The 13,268-nt window shown below is 72.8% G+C and carries 17 protein-coding genes; 2 read left to right on the top strand and 15 right to left on the bottom strand.

Annotated elements, in window-relative coordinates; all coding sequences use genetic code 11:
* Positions 1 to 82: 82 nt before the first annotated feature.
* From trpM to hisI, 7 genes are all read right to left on the bottom strand, one after another.
* Complete coding sequence (trpM, locus tag ACIG0D_RS19040) at positions 83 to 307, bottom strand: tryptophan biosynthesis modulator TrpM (RefSeq protein WP_399802030.1); 225 nt, start codon at positions 305 to 307, stop codon at positions 83 to 85.
* A gap of 22 nt (positions 308 to 329) precedes the next feature.
* On the bottom strand, positions 330 to 1,139 hold the full coding sequence (trpC, locus tag ACIG0D_RS19035) for an indole-3-glycerol phosphate synthase TrpC (RefSeq protein WP_365758708.1): 810 nt from the start codon (positions 1,137 to 1,139) through the stop codon (positions 330 to 332).
* Positions 1,140 to 1,277: 138 nt separating this feature from the next.
* Positions 1,278 to 1,796 (bottom strand): DUF2752 domain-containing protein, encoded by a 519-nt coding sequence (locus ACIG0D_RS19030; RefSeq protein ID WP_399802026.1) that lies wholly within the window; start codon positions 1,794 to 1,796, stop codon positions 1,278 to 1,280.
* A gap of 93 nt (positions 1,797 to 1,889) precedes the next feature.
* Positions 1,890 to 2,174, bottom strand: coding sequence for an HGxxPAAW family protein (locus ACIG0D_RS19025; RefSeq protein ID WP_365924362.1), 285 nt, complete (start codon positions 2,172 to 2,174; stop codon positions 1,890 to 1,892).
* A gap of 143 nt (positions 2,175 to 2,317) precedes the next feature.
* The gene (locus tag ACIG0D_RS19020; RefSeq protein ID WP_399802022.1) at positions 2,318 to 2,968 is read right to left on the bottom strand and encodes a TIGR02234 family membrane protein; all 651 of its coding nucleotides are present in this window, start codon (positions 2,966 to 2,968) and stop codon (positions 2,318 to 2,320) included.
* 56 nt (positions 2,969 to 3,024) lie between these two features.
* Positions 3,025 to 4,512 carry an anthranilate synthase component I gene (locus ACIG0D_RS19015; protein ID WP_399802019.1) on the bottom strand — a complete coding sequence of 496 codons (1,488 nt, stop codon included), beginning with the start codon at positions 4,510 to 4,512 and terminating at the stop codon, positions 3,025 to 3,027.
* An 11-nt stretch (positions 4,513 to 4,523) separates the two neighbouring features.
* The gene (gene hisI, locus ACIG0D_RS19010) at positions 4,524 to 4,919 is read right to left on the bottom strand and encodes a phosphoribosyl-AMP cyclohydrolase (RefSeq protein ID WP_399802016.1); all 396 of its coding nucleotides are present in this window, start codon (positions 4,917 to 4,919) and stop codon (positions 4,524 to 4,526) included.
* 139 nt (positions 4,920 to 5,058) lie between these two features.
* On the opposite strand from hisI, the gene ACIG0D_RS19005 reads away from it, so the two are divergent.
* Positions 5,059 to 5,694 carry a TIGR03085 family metal-binding protein gene (locus tag ACIG0D_RS19005; protein ID WP_399802013.1) on the top strand — a complete coding sequence of 212 codons (636 nt, stop codon included), beginning with the start codon at positions 5,059 to 5,061 and terminating at the stop codon, positions 5,692 to 5,694.
* Positions 5,695 to 5,712: 18 nt separating this feature from the next.
* On the opposite strand, the gene hisF is transcribed toward ACIG0D_RS19005, so the two are convergent.
* Genes hisF through hisD form a run of 8 tightly spaced genes read right to left on the bottom strand, consistent with a single transcriptional unit; the run spans position 5,713 to position 11,416 of the window.
* Positions 5,713 to 6,468 (bottom strand): imidazole glycerol phosphate synthase subunit HisF, encoded by a 756-nt coding sequence (gene hisF / locus ACIG0D_RS19000; RefSeq protein WP_399802011.1) that lies wholly within the window; start codon positions 6,466 to 6,468, stop codon positions 5,713 to 5,715.
* Positions 6,465 to 6,869, bottom strand: a complete 405-nt coding sequence (locus ACIG0D_RS18995; RefSeq protein WP_399802008.1) for a RidA family protein — start codon at positions 6,867 to 6,869, stop codon at positions 6,465 to 6,467. The genes hisF and ACIG0D_RS18995 overlap by 4 nt, the downstream gene beginning before the upstream one ends.
* A complete protein-coding gene (gene priA, locus ACIG0D_RS18990; protein ID WP_399802006.1) occupies positions 6,866 to 7,591 on the bottom strand; it encodes a bifunctional 1-(5-phosphoribosyl)-5-((5-phosphoribosylamino)methylideneamino)imidazole-4-carboxamide isomerase/phosphoribosylanthranilate isomerase PriA in 726 nt (241 codons plus the stop codon). The genes ACIG0D_RS18995 and priA overlap by 4 nt, the downstream gene beginning before the upstream one ends.
* Positions 7,592 to 7,595: 4 nt before the next feature.
* Complete coding sequence (gene hisH, locus ACIG0D_RS18985) at positions 7,596 to 8,237, bottom strand: imidazole glycerol phosphate synthase subunit HisH (RefSeq protein ID WP_399802003.1); 642 nt, start codon at positions 8,235 to 8,237, stop codon at positions 7,596 to 7,598.
* Positions 8,237 to 8,401, bottom strand: a complete 165-nt coding sequence (locus ACIG0D_RS18980) for a hypothetical protein (protein ID WP_165997594.1) — start codon at positions 8,399 to 8,401, stop codon at positions 8,237 to 8,239. Before ACIG0D_RS18980 ends, hisH begins: the two co-directional genes overlap by 1 nt.
* Positions 8,398 to 8,991: an imidazoleglycerol-phosphate dehydratase HisB gene (gene hisB, locus ACIG0D_RS18975; RefSeq protein WP_037889654.1), complete on the bottom strand. Its 594-nt coding sequence runs from the start codon at positions 8,989 to 8,991 to the stop codon at positions 8,398 to 8,400. The genes ACIG0D_RS18980 and hisB overlap by 4 nt, the downstream gene beginning before the upstream one ends.
* Positions 8,988 to 10,094, bottom strand: coding sequence for a histidinol-phosphate transaminase (locus ACIG0D_RS18970; protein WP_399801999.1), 1,107 nt, complete (start codon positions 10,092 to 10,094; stop codon positions 8,988 to 8,990). The genes hisB and ACIG0D_RS18970 overlap by 4 nt, the downstream gene beginning before the upstream one ends.
* Positions 10,091 to 11,416, bottom strand: a complete 1,326-nt coding sequence (gene hisD / locus ACIG0D_RS18965; RefSeq protein ID WP_399801996.1) for a histidinol dehydrogenase — start codon at positions 11,414 to 11,416, stop codon at positions 10,091 to 10,093. Before hisD ends, ACIG0D_RS18970 begins: the two co-directional genes overlap by 4 nt.
* A gap of 177 nt (positions 11,417 to 11,593) precedes the next feature.
* On the opposite strand from hisD, the gene ACIG0D_RS18960 reads away from it, so the two are divergent.
* A complete protein-coding gene (locus ACIG0D_RS18960) occupies positions 11,594 to 13,177 on the top strand; it encodes an oxidoreductase (protein ID WP_399801994.1) in 1,584 nt (527 codons plus the stop codon).
* Positions 13,178 to 13,268 lie beyond the last annotated feature (91 nt).

Here is a 13,268-nt window from a genome sequence, read left to right as displayed (position 1 = left end):
GCTTGAGCCTCACGGTGAGTGTGGTGAAGAGACACTGTCGCCGTGGGGGCGGGGATGGTCGGTCGGCTGCGGCCGGCTGTGGCTAGTCGCGCTCGCGCGGCGCCAGCCGCATATCGAACAGGGCCCCGCGCCCCTGAGGGGGGCGCTGCCATCGGCGGCCGTTGACCTGCCCGGGCTCGTCGCCGATGACGTACCGCACCCGGCGTCCGTGCACGCGGCGGGCGGGCGCGCGGCAGCCCCGGGGGCGGCAGCCCCGCGCGAGGCGGGCGTACCGGTCCGGGGCGGTGAGGGTGATCGGAAGCGTCATCGTGGGCCCACTGTAACGAAACTCAGCCCCGGCCGTGGCGCAGCGCCGGGTGCTCGCCCGCGGCGACCAGGTCGGCGACGGCCGTCTTGGGGTCCTTGCCCGTGACCAGGGACTCGCCGACCAGGACGGCGTCGGCGCCGGCGTTGGCGTAGGCGATGAGGTCGTGCGGGCCGCGGATGCCGGACTCGGCGATCTTGACGATGCCGTCGGGGATCTCGGGGGCCACCCGCTCGAAGGTGGAGCGGTCGACCTCCAGGGTCTTGAGGTTGCGCGCGTTGACGCCGATGACCTTGGCGCCCGCGTCGACGGCGCGCTCGACCTCCTCCTCGTCGTGGACCTCGACGAGGGGCGTGAGCCCGATGGACACCGCGCGCTCGATCAGGGACTCCAGCGCGGGCTGGTCCAGGGCCGCCACGATCAGCAGGGCGAGGTCGGCGCCGTACGCGCGGGCTTCCCACAGCTGGTAGGAGGTGACGATGAAGTCCTTGCGCAGGACCGGGATGTCCACGCGCGCGCGGACCGCTTCCAGGTCGGCGAGGGAGCCGCCGAAGCGGCGCTGTTCGGTGAGGACGGAGATGACGGCCGCGCCGCCCGCCTCGTAGTCCGCGGCGAGGCCCGCGGGGTCGGCGATCGCGGCCAGCGCGCCCTTGGACGGGCTGGAGCGCTTGACCTCGCAGATCACCTTGACGCCGTCGCCCTTGAGCGCGGCGATCCCGTCCTTGGCGGCGGGAGCCTTCGCCGCGCGCTCCTTGAGCTCGTCGAGGCTGACGCGCGCCTGCCGCTCCGCGAGGTCGGCACGGACTCCGTCGATGATCTCGTCGAGCACACTCACGCGAGCGGCCCCCTTCCAGTCGGCTGACTGTCACAGCGGTCGGTCGAAACCTATGGTCACTGCGATGGTATCCGGAGGAGGGCGAAGGCCCCGCATCCGGTTGACGGCGGTCCCACTACCTGGACATCCGTTCGATGATCAAGGATGCAACCAGCCACCGAACGGCAGGTTCCGGACAACGGTGAAGACCAGCAGCAACGCGCCGGCCGCCCACAGGTGCGCGGAGCGCAGGTCGAGGCGGAACGGCCGGCCGCGGGCCGCGCGGACCACCCATACGGTCCACACCACGGCGAACAGCGCGTACCCCGCGACCGCCACCGCGTTGGCCTGGAGCGCGGCCGGGAGGTCGCCGTGGACGACGGCGTGGGCGCTGCGCAGCCCGCCGCAGCCGGGGCAGTAGACGCCGGTGAGGCGCAGCAGCGGGCAGGCCGGGTAGTGGCCGGGTTCGTTGGGGTCGACCGCTCCGACGTACGCGAAGGCACCGGCGACGGCCGCGAGCACCGCGGCGGGCACGGCCAGCCGGGCAGCGGTGGACCGGGCAGCGGTGGACCGGGCCGCGGGCGACCCGATGGGCCGGGCCGCGGCGGGCGCGACGGCCGTGGTGGGTGCGGCGGGCCGGGCCGGGGCCGGTGTCGGGGGGCGGCGGTCGGCGGTCATTCCCGCATTGTGCCCCCGCGCGGGTGCGGACGCGCGTGAGGGGCGGCCCGTGGGCCGCCCCTCGACGAAGTCGCTGGTGTGTGCCGCGCCGGATCAGCTCTCGGCGGCGACGGGCTCGCGGGTGGCCGCGGGGGCCTTCTTCCCGGTCGTGGCGCCCTCGGCCATGCGCAGGGGCTGCGCCTTCGGCATGCCCAGGCCCATCGCACGCATCACGCCGCCGACGACACCACCGAGGGCCGCGAGGACCAGGCCGCCGACGACACCCAGCGGGTTGGCCATCACCATGAAGGCACCCGCGACGGTGAAACCGATGAAGGCGATGATGACACCGGTCCAGGCGGCCGGGGTGTGACCGTGCCCGTGGCTGCTGTCCGCCATTGCTTGCTCCTCGTAGCCGTGTACGTGTGTGAGCCTGACGCTCGTCGTCCATTGTCCCGTACGCCCATGGGCGGTGTGCGCGGGGGTGGCCTCCCGGTGACGTCTGTTTCGCCACATCCGGACCGGGTCGCGGCCGGGCGGGGTCAGGCCGGGCCGGTGCCCGTCGGGTCCTCGCCGCGGTCCAGGGCCTTCCACAGGTCCTCGGGCCGGTCCGGGTCGACGGCCGGGGCGGCGCGGCGCGGGCGGGGGGCGCCGGAGCGCTCGTAGCGGCCGGACATCGCGGGCCACAGCCGGCCGTAGCGCAGGGCGAGCAGTCCGGCCAGCAGGATCAGGGCGCCGCCGACGACCGCGACGTACGGCCACGCGGTGTGGCTGAGGGCGTGGACGGTGGCGGAGGTGTCGCCGGAGGCGCGGGCGGCCTGCTCGTCGAGCGCGGCGGTGTCGGAGGCGCCGAGCAGGGCGGCCACCACGGTGCCGGCGCCGGACAGGGTGAGCAGCGCCGCGACCACGAGACGGCCGGTGCGGCGGACGGCGAAGACGGCGACGAGCGCGGCGAGGCCGACGACGGCCAGGGCCGCCGGGACGCCGGTGACGTCGCTGCCCTTGGCGGTCAGCGGGAAGGAGCCGCCAGCCACCGTCGCGGTGCCCTGCGACCACTGCTGACGGGTGGCCAGCAGCGCCACGGCCGCGCCGAGCGCGCCGCACAGCAGCGCGACGGCGAGGCTGCGGCGCCCGGCGCGCGCGGGTCGTGCGGCTTCGGAACGGGGGTGAGGTACGGCAGTCACGTACTCCACTATCGCCTGAACCCCGGGCCGGCCGTCACCCGGGGCCGACGTGATCCGTGCCCTACTTACCGGTCCCGCCCGCCGAGCCGATTGGCGGTGTGGACGGCCCGCAGGACCGCCGCCGCCTTGTTGCGGCACTCGGTGTCCTCGGCGACCGGGTCGGAGTCGGCGACGACTCCGGCGCCCGCCTGGACGTAGGCGGTGCCGTCGCGCAGCAGGGCGGTGCGGATGGCGATGGCGGTGTCGGAGTCCCCCGCGAAGTCGAGGTAGCCGACGCAGCCGCCGTACAGACCGCGCCGGGACGGCTCCAGCTCGTCGATGATCTGCATCGCGCGCGGCTTGGGGGCGCCGGAGAGGGTGCCGGCCGGGAAGCAGGCGGTGAGCACGTCGAAGGCGGTGCGGCCCGCGGCGACCTTGCCGGTGACCGTGGAGACGATGTGCATCACGTGCGAGTACCGCTCGATGGACATGAAGTCGACGACCTCGACCGAGCCCGGTTCGCAGACCCGGCCCAGGTCGTTGCGGCCCAGGTCGACGAGCATCAGGTGCTCGGCGCGCTCCTTGGGGTCGGCGAGCAGTTCCTCGGCGAGGGCCTGGTCCTCCTGCGGGGTGGCGCCGCGGTGCCGGGTGCCGGCGATGGGGTGCACCATGGCCCGCCCGTCCTCGACCTTGACCAGCGCCTCCGGGGACGAGCCGACGACGTCGAAGCCGTCGAAGCGGAACAGGTACATGTACGGCGAGGGGTTCGTCGCCCGTAGCACCCGGTACACGTCCAGCGCGCTCGCCGTGCAGGGCGTCTCGAACCGCTGGGAGGGCACCACCTGGAAGGCCTCGCCCGCGCGGATGCGCTCCTTGATGTCCTCGACGGCCGCCTGGAAGTCGGTGCCGCCCCACCGCGCGGTGTACTCGGGCAGCTCGGAGGGCGGCAGTACGGCGGGCGGCTGGGCGACCGCGCGGGACAGGTCGGCCTCCATGGCGTCGAGGCGGGCGACCGCGTCCGCGTAGGCCTCGTCGACGCCGGTGTCGAGGTCGTTGTGGTTGATCGCGTTGGCGATCAGCAGGACCGAGCCCTCCCAGTGGTCCATCACCGCGAGGTCGCTGGTGAGGAGCATGGTCAGCTCAGGGAGCCTCAGCTCGTCGCGCTCGCCGGGGCCGATCTTCTCCAGGCGGCGCACGATGTCGTACCCCAGGTAGCCGACCATGCCGCCGGTGAAGGGTGGCAGGCCGTCCTGGTGCGGGGTGTGCAGCGCCTCGATGGTGGCGCGCAGCGCGGCGAGCGGATCGCCGTCGACCGGGACGCCGACGGGCGGGGCGCCCAGCCAGTGGGCCCGGCCGTCGCGCTCGGTGAGGGTGGCCGCGGAGCGGACGCCGACGAAGGAGTAGCGGGACCACGAGCGGCCGTTCTCCGCGGACTCCAGGAGGAAGGTGCCGGGGCGCTCGGCGGCGAGCTTGCGGTAGAGCGCGACCGGGGTGTCACCGTCGGCGAGGAGCTTGCGGGTGACGGGGATGACGCGGCGGTCGGTGGCGAGCTTGCGGAAGGTCTCGAGGTCCATGGCGGCCGACCTTACTGATCCGAGGCCGGCGCGCCGGCGTCCTTGAGCAGCACGTCCTCGTCGAAGCAGGTGCGGGCGCCGGTGTGGCAGGCGGCGCCGACCTGGTCGACCTGGACGAGCAGGGTGTCCGCGTCGCAGTCCAGGGCGACGGACTTCACCCACTGGAAGTGACCGGAGGTGTCGCCCTTGACCCAGTACTCCTGGCGGCTGCGCGACCAGTAGGTGCAGCGGCCGGTGGTCAGGGTGCGGTGCAGCGCCTCGTCGTCCATCCAGCCGAGCATGAGCACCTCTCCGGTGTCGTACTGCTGGGCGATGGCGGGCAGGAGACCGTCGGTGCTGCGCTTGAGGCGCGCGGCGATCTCGGGGTCCAGGCTGCTGGGCCTGCGGGGCGGAGGCGTGCTGCTCATGGGTGCCATTGTGCCGCGCGGCACCGACACTCCCGGCCCCTTGTCCACCAGATGAGCGGGGCGGCGCGAAGCGCCTCGATGAGGGGCGGTGGCCGGGCGACGGGTGGGCGGACCAGGCCGGCGGTCGTAGGCTGACGGCATGTCGACCTTTGCCAAGCGTGAACGGCTCCTTCTCGCCGACCTCTTGGAAACCGCGGGCCCGGAGGCTCCCACCCTGTGCGAGGGCTGGCTGACCCGGGACCTGGCCGCGCACGTGGTGGTGCGCGAGCGCCGCCCCGACGCGGCCGGCGGTCTGCTGATCAAACAGCTCGCGCCGCGCCTGGAGAAGGCGATGGAGGAGTTCGCCGCGAAGCCGTACGAGGAGCTGATCCAGCTCATCCGCACCGGGCCGCCGCGTTTCTCGCCGTTCGCCCTGAAGCAGATCGACGAGATGTCGAACACGGTGGAGTTCTACGTCCACGCGGAGGACGTCCGCCGGGCCCAGCCGGAGTGGACCGCGCGGGTGCTCGACCCCGTCTTCCAGGACGCCCTGTGGTCCCGGATGGAGCGCACCGCCCGCCTCATGGGCCGTGGCGCGCCCACCGGCCTGGTCCTGCGCCGCCCCGACGGCCAGACCGCCGTCGCCCACCGGGGCACCCCGGTGGTGACGGTGACCGGCGAGCCGTCCGAACTGCTGCTGTTCCTCTACGGCCGCCAGAGCGCCGCCAAGGTGGACCTGGACGGCGACGCGGACGCGATCGAGCGCCTGCACGGCAGCAAGCAGCTCGGCATCTGAAGGGGCGGCCCGTGCGGGTCACCGCACCGGGTGGCCGGCCTCCCGCAGGGTCTGCTTGACCTCGCCGATGCGCAGGTCGCCGAAGTGGAAGACCGAGGCCGCGAGGACCGCGTCCGCGCCGGCCTCGACGGCGGGCGGGAAGTCGGCGAGCCGGCCGGCGCCGCCGGAGGCGATGACCGGGACCGTGACGTGCCCCCGGACGGCGCGGATCATCTCCAGGTCGTAGCCGTCCTTGGTGCCGTCGGCGTCCATCGAGTTCAGCAGGATCTCGCCCGCGCCCAGCTCGGCGGCCCGGTGCGCCCACTCGACGGCGTCGATGCCGGTGCCGCGCCGGCCGCCGTGGGTGGTGACCTCGAAGGAGCCCGACTCGGTGCGGCGGGCGTCCACCGACAGGACCAGGACCTGCCGGCCGAAGCGCTCGGCGATCTCCCGGATCAGGTCCGGGCGGGCGATGGCGGCGGTGTTCACACCGACCTTGTCCGCGCCGGCGCGCAGCAGCTTGTCCACGTCCTCGGCCGTGCGCACGCCGCCGCCCACGGTGAGCGGGATGAAGACCTGCTCGGCGGTGCGGCGCACCACGTCGTAGGTCGTCTCGCGGTTGCCGGAGGACGCGGTGATGTCCAGGAACGTCAGCTCGTCGGCGCCCTCGGCGTCGTACACCTTCGCCATCTCGACGGGGTCGCCCGCGTCGCGCAGGTTCTGGAAGTTGACGCCCTTGACGACCCGGCCGTTGTCCACGTCCAGGCAGGGGATGACTCGGACCGCCAGGGTCATGACTGCTCGGCTCCTCTGAATGCCTCTATCTCGACCTCGACCAGAATGCGCGGGTCCACGAAGCCCTCCACCACGAGGAGGGTGGACACCGGGCGCACCGGGTCGAAGAATTCCTTGTGGGCTCGGCCCACGTCGTCCACGTCCCGGGCGTGCGTCAGATACATCCGGGTGCGGATCACGGACTCGACGCCGAGCCCGAACTCACCGAGCGCCTCCAGGGCGCTGGTGAAGGCCACCTTGGCCTGTTCGTACGGGTCGCCCTCGCCGTACAGCACGTCGCCCTTGAAGGACGTGGTGCCGCCGACGAGGACGCGGTCGCCCGCCGCGACGGCGCGTGCGAAACCGAAGGACTCTTCCCAGGGACTTCCGCTCTGCACACGCCGCACGGCTTCCGACGTCATGACGACACTGCCTCCAGGGCCTCTTCCAGGGTGAACGCCTTCGCGTACAGCGCCTTCCCGACGATGGCGCCCTCGACACCGAGCGGGACCAGCTCGGAGATCGCGCGCAGGTCGTCCAGGGAGGAGACGCCGCCGGAGGCCACGACCGGGCGGTCGGTCGCCGCGCAGACGTTCCTCAGCAGCTCGAGGTTGGGGCCCTGGAGGGTGCCGTCCTTGGCGATGTCGGTGACGACGTACCGCGCGCAGCCCTCCTTGTTGAGGCGGTCCAGCGTCTCGTAGAGGTCGCCGCCGTCGCGGGTCCAGCCCCGGCCGCGCAGGGTCGTGCCCCGTACGTCGAGACCCACCGCGATCTTGTCGCCGTGCTCGGCGATGACCTTGGCGACCCACTCCGGGGTCTCCAGGGCGGCGGTGCCGAGGTTGACGCGGGTGCAGCCGGTGGCGAGCGCGGCGGCCAGGGAGGCGTCGTCGCGGATGCCGCCGGACAGCTCCACCTTGATGTCCATCGCCTTCGTCACCTCGGCGATCAGCTCCCGGTTGTCGCCGGTGCCGAAAGCCGCGTCGAGGTCGACGAGGTGCAGCCACTCGGCGCCCGCGCGCTGCCAGGCGAGGGCGGCCTCCAGCGGGGAGCCGTAGGAGGTCTCGGTGCCGGACTCGCCGTGCACGAGGCGGACGGCCTGGCCGTCGCGGACGTCGACGGCGGGGAGCAGTTCGAGCTTGGCCATGTCTCTACAGGGTTCCGATCCAGTTGGTGAGCAGCTGCGCGCCGGCGTCGCCGGACTTCTCGGGGTGGAACTGCGTGGCCCACAGGGCGCCGTTCTCCACGGCGGCCACGAAGGGCTTGCCGTGGGTGGACCAGGTGACCTTGGGCGCGGCGATCGCCGGGTTGTGCGTCTCCAGGGTCCAGTCGTGGACGGCGTAGGAGTGCACGAAGTAGAAGCGGGCGTCCGCGTCCAGGCCGGCGAACAGCTCGGAGTCGGCCGGGGCCTCGACGGTGTTCCAGCCCATGTGGGGCACGATGTCGGCCTGGAGCGGTTCGACGCTGCCGGGCCACTCGTCGAGACCTTCGGTCTCCACGCCGTGCTCGATGCCGCGCGCGAACAGGATCTGCATGCCGACGCAGATGCCCATCACGGGGCGCCCGCCGGACAGCCTGCGCTCGATGATCCAGTCGCCGCGCGCCTCCTTCAGGCCCGCCATGCAGGCGGCGAACGCGCCGACGCCGGGGACCAGCAGGCCGTCGGCGTTCATGGCCTTGTCGTAGTCGCGCGTGATCTCGACGTCGGCTCCCGCGCGGGCCAGGGCGCGCTCGGCGGAGCGGACGTTGCCGAAGCCGTAGTCGAAGACGACGACCTTCTTGGCGGTGCTCATCAGTTCCACACCTCCAGCCGCATGACGCCCGCGACGAGACACATCGCGGCGCCGATGGACAGCAGCACGATCAGGCTCGTGGGCATCTTCTGCTTGACGAAGGAAATGATCCCGCCGATCAGGAAGAGACCGACGACGATCAGGACGGTCGACAATCCGTTCACAGCGCGCCCTTCGTGGACGGGAGGATGCCCGCCGCGCGGGGGTCGCGCTCCGAGGCGTAGCGCAGGGCGCGGGCGAGCGCCTTGAACTGGCACTCGACGATGTGGTGCGCGTTGCGGCCGTACGGCACGTGGACGTGCAGCGCGATCTGGGCCTGGGCGACGAAGGACTCCAGGATGTGCCGGGTCATCGTGGTGTCGTACTCGCCGATCATCGGCGCCATGTTCTCGGGCTCGGTGTGCACGAGGTACGGGCGGCCGGACAGGTCGACGGTCACCTGGGCGAGGGACTCGTCCAGCGGGACCGTGCAGTTGCCGAAGCGGTAGATGCCCACCTTGTCGCCGAGGGCCTGCTTGAAGGCGGCGCCCAGCGCGAGGGCGGTGTCCTCGATGGTGTGGTGGGAGTCGATGTGCAGGTCGCCCTCGGTCTTCACGGTGAGGTCGAACAGGCCGTGCCGGCCGAGCTGGTCGAGCATGTGGTCGTAGAAGCCGACACCGGTCGACACATCGACCTGGCCGGTGCCGTCGAGGTTTATCTCGACGAGGACCGAGGTCTCCTTCGTGACCCGCTCCACGCGTCCTACGCGGTTCATGCGTTCATCTCCTTCTTCAGCTCACGGACCGCGTCGAGGAACGCGTCGTTCTCCTCCGGGGTGCCGGCGGTGACCCGCAGCCACCCCGGTACGCCGTTGTCCCGGACCAGGACGCCCCGGTCGAGGATCCTCTGCCAGGCCTGGTGGGCGTCGGCGAACCGTCCGAACTGGACGAAGTTCGCGTCGGACTCGGTCACCTCGTAGCCGATCGCCCGCAGCTCGCTCACCAGCCGGTCCCGCTCGGCCTTCAGCTGCTCGACGTAGCCGAGCAGGGTGTCGGTGTGCTCCAGGGCGGCCAGGGCGGTCGCCTGGGTGACGGCCGACAGGTGGTAGGGCAGCCGGACCAGCTGGACGGCGTCCACGACGGCCGGGTGCGCGGCGAGGTAGCCGAGGCGCAGGCCCGCCGCGCCGAACGCCTTCGACATCGTGCGGGAGATGACGAGGTTCGGGCGGCCGTCGAGCAGCGGCAGCAGCGAGTCGCCGTGGCTGAACTCGACGTACGCCTCGTCCACGATCACCATCGACGGCTTGGCGGCCTGCGCGGCCTCGTAGAGGGCGAGGACCGTCTCGGCCGGGACCGCGTTGCCCGTGGGGTTGTTGGGGGTGGTGATGAAGACGACGTCCGGCCGGTGCTCGGCGACGGCCTTCTCGGCCGCCGGGAGGTCGATGGTGAAGTCCTCGCCCCGGGGGCCGGAGATCCAGCCGGTGCCGGTGCCGCGCGCGATGAGCCCGTGCATCGAGTACGACGGCTCGAAGCCGATCGCGGTACGGCCGGGACCGCCGAAGGTCTGCAGCAGCTGCTGGATGACCTCGTTGGAGCCGTTGGCGGCCCACACGTTGGCCACGCCCACCTCGTACCCGGACGTCTTCGTCAGGTACTCGGCGAGCTTGGCGCGCAGCTCCACCGCGTCCCGGTCCGGGTAGCGGTTGAGGCTGCGGGCCGCCTCGCGCACCCGCTCGGCGATCCGCTCGACCAGCGGCTCGGGCAGCGGGTAGGGGTTCTCGTTGGTGTTCAGCCGTACCGGAACGTCGAGCTGGGGCGCGCCGTAGGGGGACTTGCCGCGCAGCTCGTCCCGGACGGGGAGATCGTCGATGCCAGTCACTTGCCCTGCGGAACCTTCCAGTCGAACCGGGCCTTGATCGCCGCGCCGTGGGCGGGCAGGTCCTCCGCCTCCGCCAGCGTCACCACGTGGTGGGCCACCTCGGCGAGGGCATCGCGGGTGTAGTCCACGATGTGGATGCCGCGCAGGAAGGACTGGACGGACAGGCCGGAGGAGTGGCAGGCGCAGCCGCCGGTGGGCAGGACGTGGTTGGACCCGGCGGCGTAGTCGCCGAGGGACACGGGCGCCCAGGGGCCGATGAAGATCGCGCCCGCGTTCTTCACGCGGCCGGCGACGGCGGCGGCGTCGGCGGTCTGGATCTCCAGGTGCTCGGCGCCGTACGCGTCGACCACCCGCAGGCCCTCCTCGACCCCGTCGACCAGGACGATCGCGGACTGCTTGCCGGTGAGGGCGGGCACGATCCGGTCGTCGACGTGCTTGCTGGCCGCGACCTGGGTCTGAAGCTCCTTCTCCACGGCCTCCGCGAGCTCGACGGAGTCGGTGACCAGGACGGCGGCGGCGAGCGGGTCGTGCTCGGCCTGGCTGATCAGGTCGGACGCCACGTGGACCGGGTCGGCCGTGGAGTCGGCCAGGATCGCGATCTCGGTCGGGCCGGCCTCGGCGTCGATGCCGATCTTGCCGGTGAAGTAGCGCTTGGCGGCGGCGACCCAGATGTTGCCGGGGCCGGTGACCATGTTGGCGGGCGGGCAGGACTCGGTGCCGTAGGCGAACATCGCCACCGCGGTCGCGCCGCCCGCGGCGTAGACCTCGTCGACGCCGAGCAGGGCGCAGGCGGCGAGGATCGTCGGGTGCGGCAGGCCGCCGAACTCGGCCTGGGCCGGGGAGGCGAGCGCGATGGACTCGACGCCGGCCTCCTGGGCGGGCACGACGTTCATCACCACGGAGGACGGGTAGACCGAGCGGCCGCCCGGCGCGTACAGGCCGACGCGCTCGACCGGCACCCACTTCTCGGTGACCGTGCCGCCGGGCACGACCTGGGTGGTGTGGGTCTCACGCCGCTGGGCGCGGTGGACGAGGCGGGCGCGGCGGATGGACTCCTCCAGGGCCGCGCGCACGGCCGGGTCCAGTTCCTCCAGGGCGCGGGTGAGCGCCTCGGCGGGCACCCGGATCCGGTCGAGCTTCACGCCGTCGAACTTCTCGGCGAAGTCGATCAGCGCCGCGTCCCCGCGATGATGCACGGCCTCGCAGATCGGACGCACCTTCTCCAGGGCGGCCTGAACGTCGAAGTCGGCTCGGGGCAGCAGGTCGCGCAGGGCGGGACCCTCCGGGAGGGCGTCGCCGCGCAGATCGATTCGGGAGATCACAGGCTCAATTCTCGCAGACCGGTGACGGCGGTCGTCCGCGCGTATCAATGGCTGATACAGAACGCGTCGCCGGCCCGGAAGATCTCCGTCACTTTTCGTGTTGCGCCCGTCACACAACGGGCATGAACAGCTGTACGAGGGACGAACCGGCGAGTATCCGGGAAGGGAGGGACGACTGTGACCGAAGGGGCCGCCCTGCGGGCCGGGGACATCCCGGACGAGCTGACCGCCGCCGAGGCCGGCATGTGGCAGGCCTTCCGCGACGGCGCCGTGTACGACCTGCGCACCGGGGACGCGGCCGTCGACGACCCGCACGGCGGGCACCCCTGGGGGCAGGAGCGGACCGTGCGCGCCCGGGTCGTGTGCTGGCTGCTGCTGGACGGCCCGCCCGCGCTGGCCGGCCGGGTGTCCTCGCTGAAGCTGACCGGGATCCAGATCAGCGGCTCCATGGACCTCTCGGGCGGCACCGTGGTGCCGTACGTCGAGCTGACCGGCTGCCGCTTCGAACAGGAGGTGCGGCTGCCGGAGGCCCGGTTCACCACGGTGCGGCTGGTGAACTGCTCGGTGCCCCGGCTGGAGGCGGCCCGGGTGCACACCGAGGGCGATCTGCATCTGCCGCGCTGCCGGTTCCACGGCGGGATACGGCTCACCGACGCGCAGATCGGCACCGACCTGCTGCTCAACCAGGCGATCGTGTACCGCGACCGCAGCGGGCGCTCCATCGCCGGGGACGGCATGAACGTCGGGCAGGACCTCCAGGCCGAGCTGCTGGAGTCGCACGGCGAGCTGAGCCTGCGCAGCGCCACGGTCGGGGTGTCGCTGAGCCTGCGCGGCGCCCGGCTGCGCAACCCGTACGGCAGGCTGGCGCTGAACGCCCCGCAGCTGACCGTGGAGCGCACCCTGTATCTGACCCCGGCCGGACTCGGTGGCCTCCAGCTCAGCGGGCGCACCCCCGCCCAGGGCACCCGGGTCCAGCGGTTCGAGTGCCATGGCGGGGTGCGGCTGGACGACGGCCGGTTCGGTGACGCGGTCGACTTCGAGAGCGCCCGGCTCGTCCTCACCGACGAGCAGGAGCTGTCGCTGCGCCGGATCCAGGTGCCGGAGCTGCGCTTCCTCGGGGAGCGCCCGCAGCGGGGCAAGGTGGTGCTGTCCGGGGCGCGGATCGTGAACCTCGTCGACCGGGCGAGCAGCTGGCCCGGCCCCGGCCGGCTGCACATGCCGGGCTTCACCTACGAGAATCTGGTCCCGCAGGGGCCCTTCCCGCTGGCCGAGCGGCTGGAGTGGGTGGCCGCGGCGACCGCCGAGTACAACCCGGACCCGTACGAGCGGCTCGCGGCGGTGCTGCGGGCCGGCGGCGAGGACGAGGACGCCCGCGAGGTGCTGCTCGCGAAGCAGCGCCGGCGCCGCGAGACGCTGCCGCCGGCCGCGAAGCTGTGGGGGTACGCGCAGGACTGGACGGTGGCCTACGGCTACCGGCCCGGCCGCGCGGCGGTGTGGATGGCGGTGCTGTGGGCGGCGGGCTCGCTGGCCTTCGCCTACGCCGGACGCCCGGAGGCCGGGGGCGGCAGCGCCGCGAAACCGCCGTGGAACCCGGCCCTGTTCGCCCTGGACCTCCTGCTGCCCGTCATCGACCTCGGCCACGCGGGCGGCTGGCAGCTGCGCGGCGGCTGGCAGTGGCTGGGCGCGGCGCTGGTGCTGCTCGGCTGGGTGCTGGCGACGACGGTGGCGGCGGGGGCGACGCGGCTGCTGCGCCGGAACTAGGTGTATTGACCCGTAGCGTTGTTTACGCGGCTGATTGGCGGGTGTCCGTCGAGTGCGGTGTGGCAGCGGTGGTGGTTGTAGGTGTGGAGGA

Source organism: Streptomyces sp. NPDC052773 (assembly GCF_044547145.1).
Taxonomy (GTDB): domain Bacteria; phylum Actinomycetota; class Actinomycetes; order Streptomycetales; family Streptomycetaceae; genus Streptomyces.
Note: the sequence above shows the minus strand (reverse complement) of the source record. Positions and strands in the feature narration are given on the sequence as shown.

Coding starts and splice junctions, on each gene's coding strand:
- priA (WP_399802006.1), bottom strand. CDS start 7,591: ATGGCCAAGCTCGAACTGCTCCCCGCCGTCGACGTCCGCGACGGCCAG.
- ACIG0D_RS19030 (WP_399802026.1), bottom strand. CDS start 1,796: ATGACCGCCGACCGCCGCCCCCCGACACCGGCCCCGGCCCGGCCCGCC.
- trpM (WP_399802030.1), bottom strand. CDS start 307: ATGACGCTTCCGATCACCCTCACCGCCCCGGACCGGTACGCCCGCCTC.
- ACIG0D_RS19015 (WP_399802019.1), bottom strand. CDS start 4,512: ATGGACCTCGAGACCTTCCGCAAGCTCGCCACCGACCGCCGCGTCATC.
- ACIG0D_RS19005 (WP_399802013.1), top strand. CDS start 5,059: ATGTCGACCTTTGCCAAGCGTGAACGGCTCCTTCTCGCCGACCTCTTG.
- ACIG0D_RS18995 (WP_399802008.1), bottom strand. CDS start 6,869: ATGACGTCGGAAGCCGTGCGGCGTGTGCAGAGCGGAAGTCCCTGGGAA.
- hisH (WP_399802003.1), bottom strand. CDS start 8,237: ATGAGCACCGCCAAGAAGGTCGTCGTCTTCGACTACGGCTTCGGCAAC.
- hisB (WP_037889654.1), bottom strand. CDS start 8,991: ATGAACCGCGTAGGACGCGTGGAGCGGGTCACGAAGGAGACCTCGGTC.
- ACIG0D_RS19025 (WP_365924362.1), bottom strand. CDS start 2,174: ATGGCGGACAGCAGCCACGGGCACGGTCACACCCCGGCCGCCTGGACC.
- hisI (WP_399802016.1), bottom strand. CDS start 4,919: ATGAGCAGCACGCCTCCGCCCCGCAGGCCCAGCAGCCTGGACCCCGAG.
- hisF (WP_399802011.1), bottom strand. CDS start 6,468: ATGACCCTGGCGGTCCGAGTCATCCCCTGCCTGGACGTGGACAACGGC.